We start from the raw sequence: 17,168 nt of genomic DNA, 5'->3' as shown, positions 1-17,168 counted from the left end.
CGCTAGCCTTCCCAGGGTGATGCGTTTTCCTCGGGGGACGACGCGGGGGTGGGGCGCCCGATGATTTTCAAAGGTGTCCTGGACGGAAGGCCGTATCCGGAGCACGGGCTGTCGCATCGGCAGTGGGCGCAGATTCCGCCCCGCCAGATCCGGCTGGATGAGTTGGTGATGACCACGACGGTGCTGGCGCTCGACCGGCTGCTGTCGGAGGACTCGACGTTCTACGGCGACCTCTTTCCCCATGCGGTGAAGTGGCGCGGCGACGTCTATCTGGAGGACGGCCTGCACCGCGCGGTGCGTTCGGCGTTGCGTAACCGGGTCGTGCTGCACGCGCGGGTGTTCGACATGGATGCGCCGCTGTCCGAACAGGTTTCGATGTAGACCCGACGCCTAGCGCGATTCCAGGAAGGCCAGCACCGCCAGCACCCGGCGGTGATCCTCGCCCGTCTCGGGCAGGTTCAGCTTGTTCATGATGCTGCGGATGTGCTTCTCGACGGTGCCCTCCGTGACCCAAATACGATGCGCGATACCGGCATTCGACCGACCCTCGGCCATCAGCGCCAGCACCTCGGCCTCCCGCTCGCTCAACACGCTCAGCGGATCGTCGCGCTTGCGGGCCGATACGAGCTCGCGCACCAGGGCCGGATCGACGACCGACGCCCCGCGCGCGACCCGCTCGAGTGAATCGATGAAATCGGTGACATCGGTGATGCGGCTCTTGAGCAGGTAACCCACCCGGTCCCCCGCCGCCAACAGATCCATCGCGTCCTCGACGACGACATGTGCCGATAGCACCATGATCGCGGTGTCCGGCAGGTCCTGCCGGATCAGCCGGGCGGCGTCGAGGCCCTCGCTGGTATTGGTCGGCGGCATACGGATGTCGGTCACCACGAGCTCGGGCCGCATGGCGCGGACGAGGCTCAGCAGCTGCTCGCCGTCACCCGCCTCGCCGACGACGTCGAATCCCGCGCCTTCGAGCAGGCTCGCCAGGCCCGCCCGAAGCAGCACGTCGTCGTCGGCAAGCACCACCCGCGTCGTCTCCGCCATCAACCAACTCCTTCCGCGTACCCCGGTGCAGCGTCACGTCGGGGTCGGACCAACAGGCGGACCAACAGAACGACGCCAGTGAGAATCTGCCAGATCATGATCGTGTACACACTGCCGCGCTCGACGAGGCCGATATGCATGAAGTCGCGCGCCCAGGTGTTGTAGGTCTGCAGCAGTCCGGCAGCCACGAGGCCCGCCGCGCCGATCAGCACCCCGATGGGCCGGTACCAGCGCATCGACACCGCTTGACCCAGCACCGCCGACCCGACGATGACGGCGCCGTTGCCTCCGCAGATCGCCAGAAATGCGCCGAGCCGGTGCAGCCAGTCGTAGCCGTCGTTCCACAGCGGCGAGAAACCGTGCACGAAGCCGACGAGCACGTTGCCGACCGCATTGATGGTGGTCAGCAGCAAAAAGACTGCGCCCCGCCACTGACCTCCGACAGCCTGGACGGCCGCGATCGTCCCTGTGAGGAACAGGACGGCCTGCAGATAGAACGCCCAGTTCATCAGCGATGCGCGCGGTGACCATTCGGGAACACCCAGAACGCTGATGTATTGCGCGACATAGCTATAGGACGGAACGGCGGCCGCCGCGATGGCCTCGAAACCGATGAAGGTGACGGCTGCACAGATCCACAGCACGGCGGCGGCGGTGAGCGCACGCCGGCGACTGGTCACGGCCACAACCGTAGAGCAGTCGGACGGTCTCGGTCGGGCACCAAGGCAGGCGTTTTCGCTGCGCCCGGGGCCGATGCGGTCGACCGGACGGGACGCACCGAATCGGTCCGAGGTTAGGTTAGGCTAACTGAAATCCGTCCGACCAGAGGATTCAGGATATGGGTAGAGGTTTGCAGGGCGCCCTGCTGCGGGGCTTCGGTGGGCGCGACCACGAGGCCACCGTCCTCGAAGTCGCGAGGATCGCACCGCATTTCGTGCGGGTCACCATGTCGTCCCCGACCCTGTTCGAGGACGTCATCGTTGAGCCGACGGCGTTTCTGCGGTTCTGGTTTCCCGATCCCGACGGCAGCGACAGCGAATTTCAGCGCATCTACACGATCGTGTGGGCCGAACCCGATGCAGGCCGGTTCGCGGTCGACATGGTGTTGCACGAACCGTCCGGTCCCGCGAGCCATTGGGCCGCCAACGCCGAACCGGGCATGACCCTGCCGGTGGTCTCGCTGGGATCCAGGGGCTTTCATGTCCCCGACGAGCTGCCGGCCGGCTTCCTGTTGATCGGCGACTCGGCGTCGATACCCGCCATCAACACGATCCTCGCGGTGATCCCCGCCGATGTGGACGTCGAGGTGTACCTGGAACGCCACACCCCCGACGACGAACTCATCCCCATCGCGGACCATCCGCGTCGGCGTCTGCACTGGGTCGACAGAACCGACGACCCCGCGCTCGCCGCGGCGATCGAGGATCGCGACTGGTCGGACTGGTACGCGTGGGCGGGGCCCGAGGCCGGCTCGCTCAAGCATCTGCGCAAGCGGCTGCGCGAGACGTTCGGATTCCCGAAGACCGATCTGCACGCGCAGGCGTACTGGACGCAGGGCCGCGAGATGGGCAGCCGCCGCGACGGCGAGCGCGACGAACCGGTGACCACCGTCGCCGAAGCACCCGAAGCGCCCAAGGGCCGGTGGCGTTCGCAGGCGGCCAAGGATCTGCTGGCGCCGGTGAAACCGCAACTGATTGCCACCGGCGTCCTCGAGCTGCTGATCACGTTGCTGCAGTTGGCCCCGTTCATCGTGTTGGTCGAGCTGGCCAGACAGCTGTTGGCCGGTGCGGGCGAAACGGCGCTACGGGGAACGCTGATCGTCTTCGTTGCGCTGCTGGGGGCCGGCGCACTACTGAGCGCCGGACTTCTGTTGTGGCTGCATGTAGTTGACATGCGCTTCAGCGCAGCGGTGCGCCGACGGCTGCTCGACAAGCTGGCTCGGGTGCCGCTGGGCTGGTTCACGCAACGCGGGTCGGGCGCGGTCAAGAAACTCATCCAGGACGACACCCTGGCGCTGCACTACCTCGTGACCCATGCGGTGTCGGACGCGGTCGCCGCCGTCATCGCGCCGCTCGCGGTCCTCGTGTACCTCTTCGTCGTCGACTGGCGGCTGGCGCTGATCCTGTTCCTGCCGATTCTGGTCTACATCATCACGACGTGGACGATGGTGTACCAGAGCGGTCCGAAGATCACCGAGGCGTCGCGGTGGGCCGAGCGGATGAACACCGAAGCCGCGGCGTATCTCGAGGGTCAGCCGGTCATTCGGGTGTTCGGTGGCGCGGCGGCCTCGTCGTTCCACCGGAGCCTCGACGACTACATCGAGTTCCTCAACGTCTGGCAGCGGCCGTTCATCGGCAAGAAGACGTTCATGGATCTGGTCACCCGTCCCTCGACATTCCTGTGGCTCATCGCCTCGGCGGGAACCCTTTTCGTCATTTCGGGTGCGATGGAGCCGACGACGCTGCTGCCGTTCCTCATCCTCGGCACCACGTTCGGCACTCGCCTGTTGGGTATCGCGTTCGGCTTCGGCGGTCTGCGCGAGGGCATGCAGGCCGCCCGCCGGATCGCCGTCACCCTCGACGAGGACGAACTGGTCACCGTGGATTCGGAGGCATCCGCGACTGCTCCAGCGCCGGGCACGGTCACGTTCGAGAACGTCGGCTTCGGTTACCGCCCAGGGGTTCCCGTCATCCACGACGTCAGTTTCACCCTGCGGCCGGGAACCGTCACCGCGCTGGTCGGCCCCTCAGGCTCCGGCAAGTCGACGCTGGCGTCGCTGCTTGCGCGGTTCCACGACATCGACACCGGCGCAATCCGGATCGACGGTCGCGACGTGCGGTCACTGACCCCCGACGAGCTGTACACCAAAGTCGGTTTCGTCTTCCAGGACGTGCAGCTGGTCCACGGCTCCGTTCACGACAACATCGCCCTGGCCCGGCCCGACGCCAGCCTCGACGACGTCAAAGCCGCGGCGACGCACGCGCAGATCCACGACCGGATCATGCGGCTGCCCAACGGATACGACACCGTGCTCGGCGCCAACAGTCAGCTGTCGGGCGGTGAACGCCAGCGCCTGACGATCGCCCGGGCGCTGCTCGCCGACACCCCGATACTGATCATGGACGAGGCGACGGCCTTCGCCGACCCGGAATCGGAATACCTTGTGCAGCAGGCGCTGGGCCGTCTCATCCAAAACCGGACCGTGCTCGTGATCGCGCATCGGCTGCACACCGTCACCGAGGCCGATCAGATCGTCGTCCTCGATCACGGACGCATCGCCGAAACCGGCACGCACACCGAACTGCTTAACGCCGACGGCCGCTACCGACAGCTGTGGGACAACCGCCTCGGCGAGACACGGGCGCAGAGCGTCCTCACCGGGGAGGCCACTCGATGATCGGCAATCTTCTCCGCCTGATTCCCGCCGAACACCGCAGCGTGCTGATCTCCTACACGGCACTGACTTTCGTCTCTGTGATCCTGCGGGCCGCGGCCGCGCTGCTGCTGGTGCCACTGCTCGGCGCCCTGTTCAATGTCACACCCGCTGATGCGCTGACCTGGCTCGGTGCGCTCACCGCGGTCACCGCGGTCGGCTGGGTTGTCGACATGACCCTGGCGCGCATCGGTTACCGCATCGGTTTCGCACTGGTCAACGACACCCAGCATCGGATGGCCGATCGGCTGACTGACATTCCGCTGGGCTGGTTCACCGCCGACAACACCGCAATGGCGCGTCAGGCCATCGCCGCGAGCGCGCCCGATGTCGTCGCGTTCGTCGCGAACCTGCTGACCCCGTTCCTCGGTGCGGTGCTGCTGCCCGCCGCCATCACGGTCGGATTGTTCTTCGTCTCTTGGCAACTCGGGGCCGCCGCGGCGATCACGCTGCCGCTGCTGCTGGGCGCGCTGGTGGCCAGTCAGCGGATCGTGCGCGCGGCCGACGCGGCCGACTCGCGGGCGCACAACGCGCTGACCGAGCGGATCCTGGAGTTCGCGCGCACCCAACAGGCGTTGCGCGCGAGCCGACGGGCGACCGCTGCGCGCAGCCAGACCGGTGCTACGGTGACGGCCGCGCAGGGCGCGACTATGCGGCTGCTGCTGTTCCAGATTCCCGGGCAGCTGTTGTTCAGCGTGGCGAGCCAGATCGCGCTCATCGCGCTGGCAGGCACGATCACGACGCTCGCGGTGCGCGGTGGGATCGGCGCGCCGGAAGCCGTGGCACTGCTCATCGTCACAGTGCGGTTCCTCGAGCCCTTCACCGTGCTGGCCGACCTGTCCACCGCGGTCGAGTCGTCGCGCGGCGTCCTCGCGAATCTGCGCAGCATCATCGACGGGCCCCGCAGCGCGCAGAGCGCCGATGGCGCCGGCTCCCGGATCGGCAATTCGCCTCGAATCGAATTCCGCGATGTCAGCTTCCGCTACGACGGCTCCGACACCGACGTACTGTCCGGCCTGAACTTCGTCCTCGAGCCGGGGACCACGACGGCGATCGTCGGGCCGTCGGGTTCGGGTAAGAGCACGATCCTGTCGTTGATCGCCGGCTTGCACACCCCCGACCGCGGCCAGATCCTGGTCGACGGCACCGATATCGGCGAACTCGATGCGCGCACGCGTCGCGAGCTGGTGAGCATGGTGTTCCAGCATCCGTATCTGTTCGACGGTCCACTCAAGGACAACATCCGCGCCGGCCACCCGGACGCCGACGACAAAGATGTCCGAGATGCCATGGCGCTCGCGCGCGTCGACGAGATCGTCTCGCGCCTGCCCGACGGGGATACGACCCGGGTCGGCGAGGCGGGTGCCGCGCTGTCCGGCGGTGAGCGTCAACGGGTCAGCATCGCCCGCGCACTCGTGAAGCCTGCGGGGGTACTGCTGATCGACGAGGCGACCAGCGCACTGGACAACGAGAACGAGGCGTCGGTCACCGATGCGATCCGAGACGACCCACGCGGACGCACCCGTGTCATCGTCGCGCATCGCCTGGGCGCGATCCGCAACGCCGACCAGGTATTGTTCATCGCCGAGGGCATGATCGTCGAGCAGGGTGGGATCGACGAACTGACCCAGCGCGGTGGGCATTTCGCCGAGTTCTGGCGCAAGCAGGAGAAGAGTTCCGGCTGGCGGATCGCCTCAGTCCGTGCCTAGTGGCGCCCCTACGCGCGAGAGCACACTCAGGGTCGTCGACGTCCCACAATCACAACCCTGGGTTCACTCTCGACGCTAGGGGCGACGACGCCGGGGCTGTCGACGTCAGCCCACCCTGGCCACATCACTGCAGGCACGCTCTTCCGTCGCGCTGAAATCGGCACCGAGCACCCGGTCGGACAGCAGCCCGAGGCACGACAGGTTGGGGAAGCCCGGTCCCTGCGTGAGCCCGGACAGGCCGGGCAGGAACAGTTTCGGCGTGAGCCCGGTGATCGCCAGGTCGTCGCCGATGGCTTCCTGCAACGAGTCGCCGGTGAGCGGGCTGCCTAGGCCGAGTTCGAGTAGATCCAGGGCGTCCTGACGCAGCAGCGGAACGAACCAATAGCAGTCGGCGCCCGACCCGTCGATCACCATGTCGAAGCCGTGCACGGTCTCGAGGTTCTCACCGTGTTGATTCGTGCTCAGCGTCAAGCGGATTCGGCCGTCCCGCGGCACCGCGTGCGCGACGCGGCCGCGAAGGTGGCGGATCCGGTCGTCGGACAGCAGCGCATCCTGCACCCGCGCGGAGAACACCCCGCGATCGGTGCGGCCCAATGCGTCGCGTCGCTCCTCGAGGGTGAGACCGGTCCAGCCGGTGGGATCCGAGAACAGCGTGTTCTCGAAGAACCCCTCCCCGCGGGTGAACAGCGTCACCTGGGGTGAGATGACCGTGATCGTCGAAACCCGGTGCCGGAACAGCTCATTGAGCATCGACGCGGCGGTCTCACCTCCCCCGATCACCGCGACGCGGTCTGCGGTGAGGTCGTTGCGCGCGGCGCGGTGCCAGAACTGCGCGATCGACAGCACCCGCGGATGGCCGGGCAGTATGGAACGCTCGGGCTGGCCGGGCCCGGTGATCATCACGCCGTCGGCGACCACCACCTGATCGGGTGTGTGCAGCGCCCATCGCGGCGCATCGCCCGTACCGTCCACGGAGATCCCGGTGACCTCGCCGGAGATGACGTTCATCCCGCAGTTGCCCGCGACCCAGCGCAGGTACTGGCTCCACTTGCGGTGGGTGGGTGCGGGTCTGCCGCGGTCCACCCACTCGGCGAACTGCCCCGTCGCGATCAGGTAGGACTGCCAGCTGTGCCGGGTCATGCGTTCGTCGAGTTCGGCGTTGCGGCGCCGCACCAGCGATGAGCGATACGGGAACCCGACGTCTTTCTCGGGGCTGGTGCCCAGTCGGTGCTGACCATCGGTCCAGCCGCCCTCAGCCTGCCAGTTGGCAGCGACGCAGGTGCGTTCCACCGCAACGACTTTGGGCACATCGACGCCCATGTCGTCGAGTTCGGCGGCCTTGGCGGCGACGGCGACGGCCTTCGCTCCGGCTCCGACAACGGCCAGGGTGGGTCTCATGGTGCAACCTCTCGTAGCGAGTCCTGCCACATCGACTGCAGCATGGCGACGTCATCATCGGACAGGATGTCCGGCAGCGTGCGCCACTGCGTCCCAAGTACCTGGTTGTCCCCTTCGCCGATCACCGCCGCCAGGATGGTCAGCTCGTGGCGCACCGCGAGATCGGGTTCGGGCAGCGGGGACACCTGCGCCAACAGTTCCCGGTCAGGTCGTAGGTCGCCGCCGACCGCGACGTGGATCCGGCCCAGGAAGTTCAGCAGTATCTGCGGTTCGGCATACGCCTTCAGCCGCTCGGCGGTATCCGAGCGCAGGTACCGCAGCAGCCCGTAGTCGATACCGTCTCCCGGCATCGCTGCGATCGCCTCGCGCGTGGGAACGCGCAACGGGTAGATCGCGGTGAGCAGTCCGACAGTGTCGGAGGTGTCGGCCTCGCCGACGATGCCGTCGGCGCGGCCGTGGGTCTCCAGCGCGAGAAGCGGTGGCGCCAAGTGCTGTCCGCGGTGGCGTCGCCAGCGAGTGACGGTGCGAGCAGCCGCATCCGCGAGCAGGTTCTGCGTCGGCTCCGACGCGTTCAGCAGCCGTCGCGACACATCGGCATCGGTCAGCGACATCGTGACGACGACATCGCCGATCCGATCGGTCTGCGGCCGCACCCGGCGGGCGCCGATCATCGGGTCGTCACCGCGGAGCTGGTCCTCCCAGAAGTCGCACGTGTCGAGGGCGGCGGCCCGTTCGCCGAGCAGCCGTGACCACCGCCGGTAGCTGGTGTGCTCGCGGGTGGGCATCGGGGCGCGCCCCGACTTGAGGGTGTGCCACCCCGCGTCCAGCTCGCCCAGCACGATCCGCCACGACACAGGATCCAGCGCCAGCACGTGAGCCGTCAACAGCAGCACGCCCGGCGCGTCGGGCTGGCGTAGCCACACCGCGGACAGCATCGAACCCTGCTGAGGATCAAGACGTTCCACCGACAGGCGGGCGTGTTCGGCGACCGCGTCGGCGATCTCACCCTCGACCGAGACCTCGGTCAGAATGTTCCGCGGCTCCTGCCCGACGAGCGTCATCGTGTCGAGGTCCAAGCGGCTGCGCAGCGCTTCGTGTCCGTCCACGACGGCCGCGAGTATGCGGTCCAGATCAGTCCGGGTGATTCCGTCGGGCAGCCGCACCGCTTCCGTCTGCGCCAGTCGTCGCGGCCGACCGTGCTCGTAGAGCCAGTGCACGTTGGGCAACACCGGGATTGGGCCGCGCTCCCCCTCGTCCTCGCGGGCGACGGTGGCGCCTTCGCTGTCGATGGCCGCGGCGAGCTCGCGGATGGTCGCGCATTCGAGCATCAGTCGCGCGCGCAACGGAATCCCGCGCCTGCGCGCCGCCTGCACCACGGACAGCGCGACGATGCTGTCGAGCCCGAGTTGGAGGAATTCCGCGGTGACGTCGATCTCGACGCCGTCGAGCAGTTCGGCCAGCACGGCGACGAGCGCGGACTCGGTTTCGGTCTCCGGTGCCGCCGACGGGCCGTCGTCGACGGCGAGCGCGGCGAGCGCGGCGTCGTCGATCTTGCCGTGCGACGTCAGCGGCATCTGGTCGACGATCACGATGCTCTGTGGAACCATGTAGCGCGGCAACCGCTTCGACAGCATCGCCCGCAGCTCGGCGACATCGGGCGCCGGGGCCGCGACGACGTAGGCCATCAGCCGCTGTCCACCGCGGATTCCCCGTCCCACCGCGACGTGGGCGTGCTCGACCGCCGGATGGCTGTGCAGCACCGCCGCGATCTCGGCGGGCTCGACGCGGAAGCCGCGGATCTTGACCTGTGCGTCGGAGCGGCCCAGGAACTGCAGGGCCCCGTCCGGCCGGCGGCGCACCACGTCGCCGGTGCGGTACATCCGCTCGCCGGACGCGTATGGGTCCGCGACGAACCGTCCCGCCGTCTCGCCGGGTCGGCCGAGATATCCGCGCGTCAACTGATGACCGGCCAGGTAGAGCTCGCCCGCCACACCGTCGGGCACACGCCGCAGCCACGAATCGAGCACGTATGCGCGGGTGCCCGCCGTGGGCCGCCCGATGGTGGGCTCCTCATGGTCGGCGATCGCGGCGACGACGGCCTCGACCGTGGATTCGGTTGGGCCGTAACAGTTGTAGGCCGTCATGCCGGTGCGTGCGCATTCGTCGCGGATCTGGTTCCACGCGGGTATGCCGATCGCCTCGCCGCCCAGCGCGAGTACGCCGAGCGGCACCGTGGTCAGCAGACCGACGGCGTACAACTGGGCCAGCATCGACGGCGTCGTGTCGATCATGTCGATGCCGTAGCGCGCGATCGTCTCGGCCAGCGCCTCGGCGTCGCGCTGGACGTCGCCGTCGACGATGTGCACCGAGTGGCCGTCGAGCAACGCGACCAGCGGCTGCCAGGCGGCGTCGAATGTGAACGACCACGCGTGCGCCACCCGCAACGGATGCCTCAGCCGGGCGAACGCCGGACGCAGCACGTGCTTCGCGTGGTCCTCGGCGTATGCGAGCAGCGCCTGATGGGTACCGATGACCCCCTTTGGCCGACCCGTCGTGCCCGACGTGAACACCATGTACGCCGCCTGTCCGGGAAGTGCAGCGACGGGGTGGAAGTCGGGGTGCTCGTCGGGGATCGTCGCCATCACCGCGTCGTCGACGACGACCGCGGGGCGGCACTGGCTGAGGATGTCGGCAATCCGCTCGGACGGCATGCCGGGATCGAGCGGCACGATCACCCCGCCCGCCTTGAGCACACCCAGCATCGCGATCACGTACTGCGGACCGCGGGACAGGTTGATCGCCACCGGATCCTCGTGCCGCACCCCGCGTGCCACCAACGCGGCCGCGAGCCGGTCCGCAGCCTCGTCGAGCTGGCGGTAGGTCAGCGTGCCGCCCGACCAGCTGAGCGCGGTTGACCCGAGCTTGGTGTACGCAGTCTCGGTGAACTTGGTGTGCACACCCGTGTGGGTCGGCGCCGCGAACGGTGCCGGGGCGATGGCGGCCTCACCATCGAGAAGAACACTGACGTTGCGTAACGCGCTGTCCCACTGGGTAATCAGTCGCTGGATCGTGATGAGCAGACGTTCGCCCAGCGATTCGGAACTCATCGAGCCCAACGCACCGTCGACGACCTCGACGAGCACCGTGAGCTGATCGTCGACCATGTGGGCGGCGATCGTCACCGGAAAGTGCGACAGGCTCTCCAGCGACGCAGGCCGGAACGTCGCACCGTTGGCGGTGAACTCCCCGCCGCCGACCAATTCGCCGGGCGGGAAGTTCTCGTAGACCAGCAGGCTGTCGTAGAGCTCGCCGACACCGCCGATGGCGCGCAGTTCGGAATGCGCCAGGTAGCTGTGGTCGCGCAGCTTCGCCGCTTCACGTTGCAGCGCGACGCATTGCGTTCCCACCCCCATCGCGGGGTCCAGCCGTACCCGTAGCGGAACGGTGTTGATGAACAGGCCGATCATGGTCTCGACGCCCGTGAGTTCACTGGGCCGGCCGGACACCGTGACACCGAACACGACGTCGCTGCGGTCGGTGAACGCCGAAAGCAGCATGGCCCAGCTCATCTGGACCAGCGTGTTGACGGTGACGCCCCGCGACCGTGCGGCCTCGGCCAGCTGCACGGTGGTCTGTCGATCGAGCTTCAGCTCGGTGCGCCGCGGCGAGCCCGTCGGCGGCTCACCCGCGGTCAGCGACGGTGACACCAGCGTCGGACCGTCGAGGCCGGCAAGGTGGTCGCGCCACAGCTGCCTGCTGAGTTCCTGATCTCGCGCCGCCAGCCAGCCGATGTAGTCGCGGTACGGCCGCGGCGGCGGTGGCAGCACGCCGACGTCGCCGCCGGCGCGGTACAGCGTGATCAGTTCACCCATGAACAGCGGCAGCGACCAGCCGTCGAGCAGGATGTGATGCGCGACGATCTCGAAACGCCAATGCGATTGCGGCACTTCGATGACCAGGAATCGGATCGCCGGTCCGCGTTCGAGGTCGAACGGTCGGCGTCGTTCATCGGCATCGAGCGCGTCGACCTCGTCCGCCGTCGCGGTGATAGTGCGCCACGGCACCTCGACCCGGCTCGGAACCACCTGGACAGGCCGGCTCAGGTCGCCGTGGAAGAAGCTGGCCCGCAAGTTGGGGTGGCGTGCCAGCAGCGCCGCCGCGCACCCGCGCAGCAGCTCCTGGTCGAACTCCCCGACGATGTCGGCAGACATCGCGATGACATAAGGGTCGTCTGCCCCGCCCTCCCCGCTGTTCAGCTTCGACAGTGAGTACAACCCCTGTTGCAGCGGGCTCAGTGCCATCACATCTTCGATGGCCACCTTCGTTTCCGTCGCGGTCACGGCTCTCCGTGTCGCGATGCCGAGAACAGTGCCGTCACCGAGGCGAGTTCGTCGGCCGTCAACCCCGACGTCGCCATCGGCTCGTGGTGGGTGTCGCCGATCGCGGGGCCGGCGTCGGCATTGTCCACGGTCGCGGCGAGATCGTGAATCGCCGGATGCTCGAACACCATTCGGGCCGTCAGCGGGATCCCGGCATCGCGTGCCCGTGCGGCCAGCTGCACCGCCATGATGCTGTCACCGCCGAGGCTGAAGAAGTTGTCGTTGCGCCCGATCTCGGGTATCTCGAGCGCCTCGGAGAGCATTGCCGCCAGGATGCGTTCGGTTTCGGTGCGCGCGGGTTCGGCCGGACCCACCCGTTTTGCGGGAGCGGCGGGCACGGCTTCGGCCTCGATGATGTCAAGGTGACCATCCGCGGTCCAGCGGCCTCTCTTGCCGCTGGGCGTCAGGCGGGTGACCTGATCCTCCTCGACGTGGTCGTATACGTCGCCGATGACGCCCACCCCGACGGCATCGCGCCAATGGTCGAGCACGCTGACGCCGGCCGCGGTGCTGAACCCGTACACCTCACGCCGTTCCTCGCGGTCGGCGATCAGGACGTCACGCAGCCTCTGGTCGGGATCGTCGGCGAACGCCGTCAACACCCGGCACAGCCACCGCACGTAGCGCTCCGCTGTGGAGCGCCGGTACAGATCGGTGCGGTAGATGACATGGCACCGGTAACCCTCGTCGACGGCGAAGAAGTTGACCGACAGGTCGGCGTGCGCGACGTCGAACGGCGGCTCGAGTGCGGTGAACATCGTGTCGCCGTCGGCGCTCGAGTCCACGAGATGGCCTGCGGGCAACGCTTCCCGTACGTGCACGACGACGTTGAAGAGCGGGTTGCGTGAGAGCGACCGCGCGGGTCGCACCGCGTCGACGACGTGGTCGAAGGGCAGGTCCTGGTTGGCGTACGCCTCCAGCGCGGTGTCGCGTGCCGCCTTCAGCACGTCGCGCAACGACGGGTTGCCGCTCAGATCGTTGCGCAGCACCACGATGTTGATGAAGAACCCGACCAGCTGATCGAGTGCCGCCTCTGTGCGGCCGGCCACCGGGGTGCCCAGCGGGATGTCTGTTCCCTCACCGGCTTTGTGCAGCGCGACGGCGACCGCCGATTGCAGCAGCATGAACTCGGTGATCCCGAGGTCCTGGCTCAGCTCGGCGAACTTCGCGCGGGTCGCCGCGTCGATCGTGAACTCGACGGCGTCGCCTTCTCCGCTCAACGTAGCCGGACGCGCGAAATCCGGTGTCAGGCCGATACCTTCCCGAAGTCCGGCGAGCTGCCTGCGCCAGTACTCGCGCTGTGCCGCGATGGGTCCGTCGGCGTCGGCCAGCAGCGCGGCTTGCCAGGCCGCGTAGTCCGCGTACTGCACCGGCATCGGCGCGAACTTCGGTGCCTCACCGGCCCGGCGGGCGCGATACGCCGTCAGCAGATCGTTGAACAACACCATCGCGGACCAGTGGTCGGCGGCGATGTGGTGGACCACCAGGGAGACCACATGCGCGTCGGGTGTCGACAGCACAGCGGCGCGGATCGGCAGGTTGCGTTCGAGCTCGAACACGTGCCGGCGTTCCTTGTCGAGTTCGGTCTGCAGCCACGCGTCGTCGGCACCGTGGGCCCGACGCACCGCAACCTCGCGACCCTCGTCGACGATCTGGTGTGGCACACCGTCGATTTCGCGGTAGGTGGTTCGCAGCACCTCGTGCCGGGCCACGACATCGCGCATCGCGTGCACGAACGCATCGGTGTCACAGGGCCCGGTGAGCTTGGCGGCGAACGGGATGTTGTTGACCGGATTCGGGCCGTCGACGCGGTATTGGAACCACATGCGCAGCTGTGACGCCGACATCTGCAGCGGGCCCCCGCGCGGGACGGCGACCAGCCGTGGCCGGCGGGATGCGACGGCCGAATCAGCGTCGATGCGTTCGGCCAGCGCTGCCACCGTGCCGAGCTCGAAGACCTCGCGGACGCCGACGTCGATGTTGAACTGGTCGCGCACCGCCGCAACCAGTTTGGTGGCCAGCAGCGAGTGGCCACCCAGATCGAAGAACGAATCGTCGGCGCCTACCCGATCCCGCCCGAGCAGTTCGGCGAACAGCTCGGCGATGCGACGCTGCGTGCCCTCTTCCGGCTCGCGGTACTCCACGCCGGAGCCGATGTCGGGTTCCGGTAGCGCGGTGCGATCGATCTTGCCGTGCGCGGTGATCGGGATCTCATCGAGCACGACGTACGCCGCGGGTGTCATGTACTCGGGAAGCGCAGCGGCAACACGGGTTCGGATGCGTTCGACGTCGACATCCTCGACGTCGTCGGCAGGCGTCAGATAGCCCACGAGGCTCTTGCCGAGGTTCGGCAGATCGCTGACGACGACGACCGCCTGGCCCACGCTGGGGTCCACGGAGATCGCGGCGGCGACCTCACCGAGTTCGATCCGGAACCCGCGGATCTTGACCTGCTCGTCGGCGCGTCCGACAAACTCGATGTCGCCGGCGGCGTCGCGACGGGCGAGGTCACCCGACCGATAGAGCCGGCCACCTGATGTGAAGGGGTCGGCGACGAACCTCTCGGCGGTGAGCGTCGGCCTACGGTGATAACCCTGCGCGACATGTGTTCCGCCGATGTAGATCTCGCCGATCACGCCGACCGGCACCGGCTGCAAGGATTCGTCGAGCAGGTGGATCTGGGTGTTGATCTTCGGCGTGCCGATCGGAACGATTCGGGTGCCCTGCTTGCCCTCGACCTTGTACCGGCTGGCGTTGATCACCGTCTCGGTCGGACCGTAGAAGTTGTGCAGCAGCGCATCGAACGTGGCATGGAACTTGTCGGCGAGCTCACCAGGCAGCGCCTCGCCGCCGATCGGCACCCGCTGCAGGGTCCGCCACTGATTGACACCGGGCAGCGACAGGAACAGACCCAGCAGCGAGGGGACAAAGTGCATCGAGGTGATGCCCTCGGTGTGCAGCAGCTCGGTGAGATAGCCGATGTCGCGCAGGCCGTCCGGACGCGGGATCACCAGGCGCCCGCCACATCCCAGCATGCCGAAGATCTCCCCCATGGAGACGTCGAAGCTCGGGGACGCCACCTGCAGTAGTCGTTCGTTCTCGTCGATCTGGTAGTCACCCTTGAACCAGACGAAGTACTCGGCGACGGGCCGGTGCGGCACGGGCACGCCCTTGGGCAGCCCGGTCGAACCCGACGTGTAGATCAGGTAAGCGGTGCTGTCCGGGCTCAGCGGCCGGACCCGGTCGGCGTCGGTCGGATTGTCGTCCCGGAAGCCGTCGAGTTCGGTGACGGCCTCGCGCAGCACGAGTTTCGGGTCGCTGTCGGACAGGATGAAGCTGAGCCGGTCCTCCGGGTAGGTCGGGTCGACCGGCAGGTACACCGCTCCCGCCTTGATCACACCGAGCGCGGTGATCACCAGTTCGGGTGACCGGTCGAGTAGCACCGCGATGCGGTCCTCGGTGCCGATACCCTTCGCGATCAGCCAGTGCGCGACCCGGTTCGCCGCCGCGTTGATCTCGCGGTAGGTGTAGTGCCGTCCTTCGTAGACCACGGCCACGGCATCCGGCGTGCGGGCGACCTGAGATTCCACCAAGGTGGCCAATGTCTGTGCATCAGCGGCGAATTCCTCGCCAGCCGATACCCGGCGCAGCCAGTCGATATCGGCGGGCGTCATCAGATCGAGTTCGCTGATCGGCTTCTCGGGATCAGCGAGGGCGCTGTCCAACAACACCGAGTAGTGCTGCACCATTTGTCGAACGAGTCCGGCATCGAGCAGCTCAACGAGGTATTCCGCCTCCACCTCGACCCCGGCGTCGTCGAACTCCACCATGAATCCCAGTGGCAGTTGGGTGAATTGCGCACGCAGGTCGGCACGACGACACGTGATGCCGGGCGGGTTGAAGCCTGCCCCGTCGGCGCCCCGCGCACCGAAGGTCACCCGGGTCATCCGCTCCGCGCCGTGCCTGCGGTCGGGGTTGAGCTCGCGGACCACGCGGTCGATGTTGACGTGCTGATGCGCGAACGCGCCGACCGTCGTCTCTCGGACATGGGCGAGGACATCGCGGAAGGTCTGGCGACGCTGCGGACGCAGCCGCAGTGCGACGGTGTTGCCGTAGTACCCGATGACGTTCTCGAGCTCAGCGCTGCGATTGAGCACCGGCGCGGCGACGAGGAAATCGTCGGAGTGCGTGTAGCGGTGGATCAGCACTCCGAACGCGGCGAGCAACACCATGTACGGGGTCGCACCGGACTCCTTGGCCAAGGCCGCCACGCGAGCGACCGTCGCGTCGGGCAACTCCAACGTGGTGCGCGCCGAACGCCAATTCGTCGGTATGGCAGAGCCGTTGGGTCCCGGAAGCTCGAGAGGCTCCGGCGGATCGGCCATCACCGTGCGCCAGTAGTCGAGGTCGTCAGCGGTCGCACTGTCCGCGTGGGACGGCACCGGAAGGGACGGGCCGAGGTCTTCACCGTTGTAGGCCCGGGTGAGATCGGCGAAGAACACCCGCCAGCAGCAGTCATCCCAGGCGATGTGGTGTGCGACCAGCAACATGACGTACTCGTCGGGTCCCGTGCGGACGAGCGTCAAGCGCAGCGGGGCATCGGCACTGAGGTCGAAGGGCGCGCTGAACTCTCGCTGCGCCAATACTTCCAGGCGCAACCGCTGAGGTGTGTCAGCCAGAGTGGACAGGTCGTGGAAGGACCAGCCGGGTGTGAGGTCGGGGTGCACGATCGGCTGCGGTTCACCGTCGGAATCGGCCGCGTAGGTGGTGCGCAGCAACTCATGGCGCGCCGACACGGCGTCGACGGCGTCCCGCAGCCTCGCCGCATCCAGTGCTCCCGTGATGCGGTACGACAGGCAGACGTTGAGCATCGCGCCGGTGGGATCGGCCATCTGAACGAACCACATGCGGCGCTGACCATCGGACATCTCGGCGCTGCGGGCGCTCTGCGGCACGGGGCTGATCGACTTCAATCCCCGTTCGGCCAACCTGCGGCGGATCAGCTCCAGCCGGTGCTCACCAAGCTCCTCGCGGGTGTCTGCGATGTCAGTCACGCGTGTTTCCACTCTCTCTGATCGTTCCGGGAATGAGACCGGCGATGCTCAGCCCCGGTGGTGTCTCGCAGCTGTGCCTGCACGCCAAACTTCCCCGAGCGTGAATTAGTGCAGGCTGTCCTAAGTAGGTGAGGTTACCCTAAATGGG

Annotated in this window: 8 protein-coding genes; 3 read left to right on the top strand and 5 right to left on the bottom strand. The window is 67.6% G+C overall.

Going from position 1 to position 17,168, the window contains the following annotated elements:
- Nucleotides 1-60: 60 nt before the first annotated feature.
- Nucleotides 61-381: a type II toxin-antitoxin system VapB family antitoxin gene (locus G6N43_RS13630; protein ID WP_083155456.1), complete on the top strand. Its 321-nt coding sequence runs from the start codon at nucleotides 61-63 to the stop codon at nucleotides 379-381.
- A gap of 9 nt (nucleotides 382-390) precedes the next feature.
- On the opposite strand, the gene G6N43_RS13625 is transcribed toward G6N43_RS13630, so the two are convergent.
- Both G6N43_RS13625 and G6N43_RS13620 read right to left on the bottom strand, forming a co-directional pair.
- The gene (locus G6N43_RS13625; protein WP_083155453.1) at nucleotides 391-1,047 is read right to left on the bottom strand and encodes a response regulator; all 657 of its coding nucleotides are present in this window, start codon (nucleotides 1,045-1,047) and stop codon (nucleotides 391-393) included.
- Complete coding sequence (locus G6N43_RS13620) at nucleotides 1,047-1,727, bottom strand: DUF998 domain-containing protein (protein WP_165761892.1); 681 nt, start codon at nucleotides 1,725-1,727, stop codon at nucleotides 1,047-1,049. Before G6N43_RS13620 ends, G6N43_RS13625 begins: the two co-directional genes overlap by 1 nt.
- A gap of 158 nt (nucleotides 1,728-1,885) precedes the next feature.
- On the opposite strand from G6N43_RS13620, the gene G6N43_RS13615 reads away from it, so the two are divergent.
- Nucleotides 1,886-4,444 (top strand): ABC transporter ATP-binding protein/permease, encoded by a 2,559-nt coding sequence (locus G6N43_RS13615; protein WP_083155446.1) that lies wholly within the window; start codon nucleotides 1,886-1,888, stop codon nucleotides 4,442-4,444.
- Nucleotides 4,441-6,189 carry an ABC transporter ATP-binding protein gene (locus G6N43_RS13610; protein WP_083155443.1) on the top strand — a complete coding sequence of 583 codons (1,749 nt, stop codon included), beginning with the start codon at nucleotides 4,441-4,443 and terminating at the stop codon, nucleotides 6,187-6,189. Before G6N43_RS13615 ends, G6N43_RS13610 begins: the two co-directional genes overlap by 4 nt.
- A 105-nt stretch (nucleotides 6,190-6,294) precedes the next feature.
- Here the strand turns inward: G6N43_RS13610 and mbtG are convergent, their stop codons facing one another.
- Genes mbtG through G6N43_RS13595 form a run of 3 tightly spaced genes read right to left on the bottom strand, consistent with a single transcriptional unit; the run spans nucleotide 6,295 to nucleotide 17,020 of the window.
- On the bottom strand, nucleotides 6,295-7,587 hold the full coding sequence (gene mbtG / locus G6N43_RS13605) for an NADPH-dependent L-lysine N(6)-monooxygenase MbtG (protein ID WP_083155439.1): 1,293 nt from the start codon (nucleotides 7,585-7,587) through the stop codon (nucleotides 6,295-6,297).
- The gene (locus tag G6N43_RS13600; RefSeq protein ID WP_083155434.1) at nucleotides 7,584-11,927 is read right to left on the bottom strand and encodes a non-ribosomal peptide synthetase; all 4,344 of its coding nucleotides are present in this window, start codon (nucleotides 11,925-11,927) and stop codon (nucleotides 7,584-7,586) included. The genes mbtG and G6N43_RS13600 overlap by 4 nt, the downstream gene beginning before the upstream one ends.
- Entirely contained in the window at nucleotides 11,924-17,020 is a 5,097-nt protein-coding gene (locus G6N43_RS13595) for a non-ribosomal peptide synthetase (RefSeq protein WP_083155740.1), read from the bottom strand. The genes G6N43_RS13600 and G6N43_RS13595 overlap by 4 nt, the downstream gene beginning before the upstream one ends.
- Nucleotides 17,021-17,168: the final 148 nt, after the last annotated feature.

The organism is Mycolicibacterium moriokaense (assembly GCF_010726085.1).
In the GTDB taxonomy this organism is placed as follows: domain Bacteria; phylum Actinomycetota; class Actinomycetes; order Mycobacteriales; family Mycobacteriaceae; genus Mycobacterium; species Mycobacterium moriokaense.
This window is presented reverse-complemented; position numbering and strand designations above follow the sequence as displayed.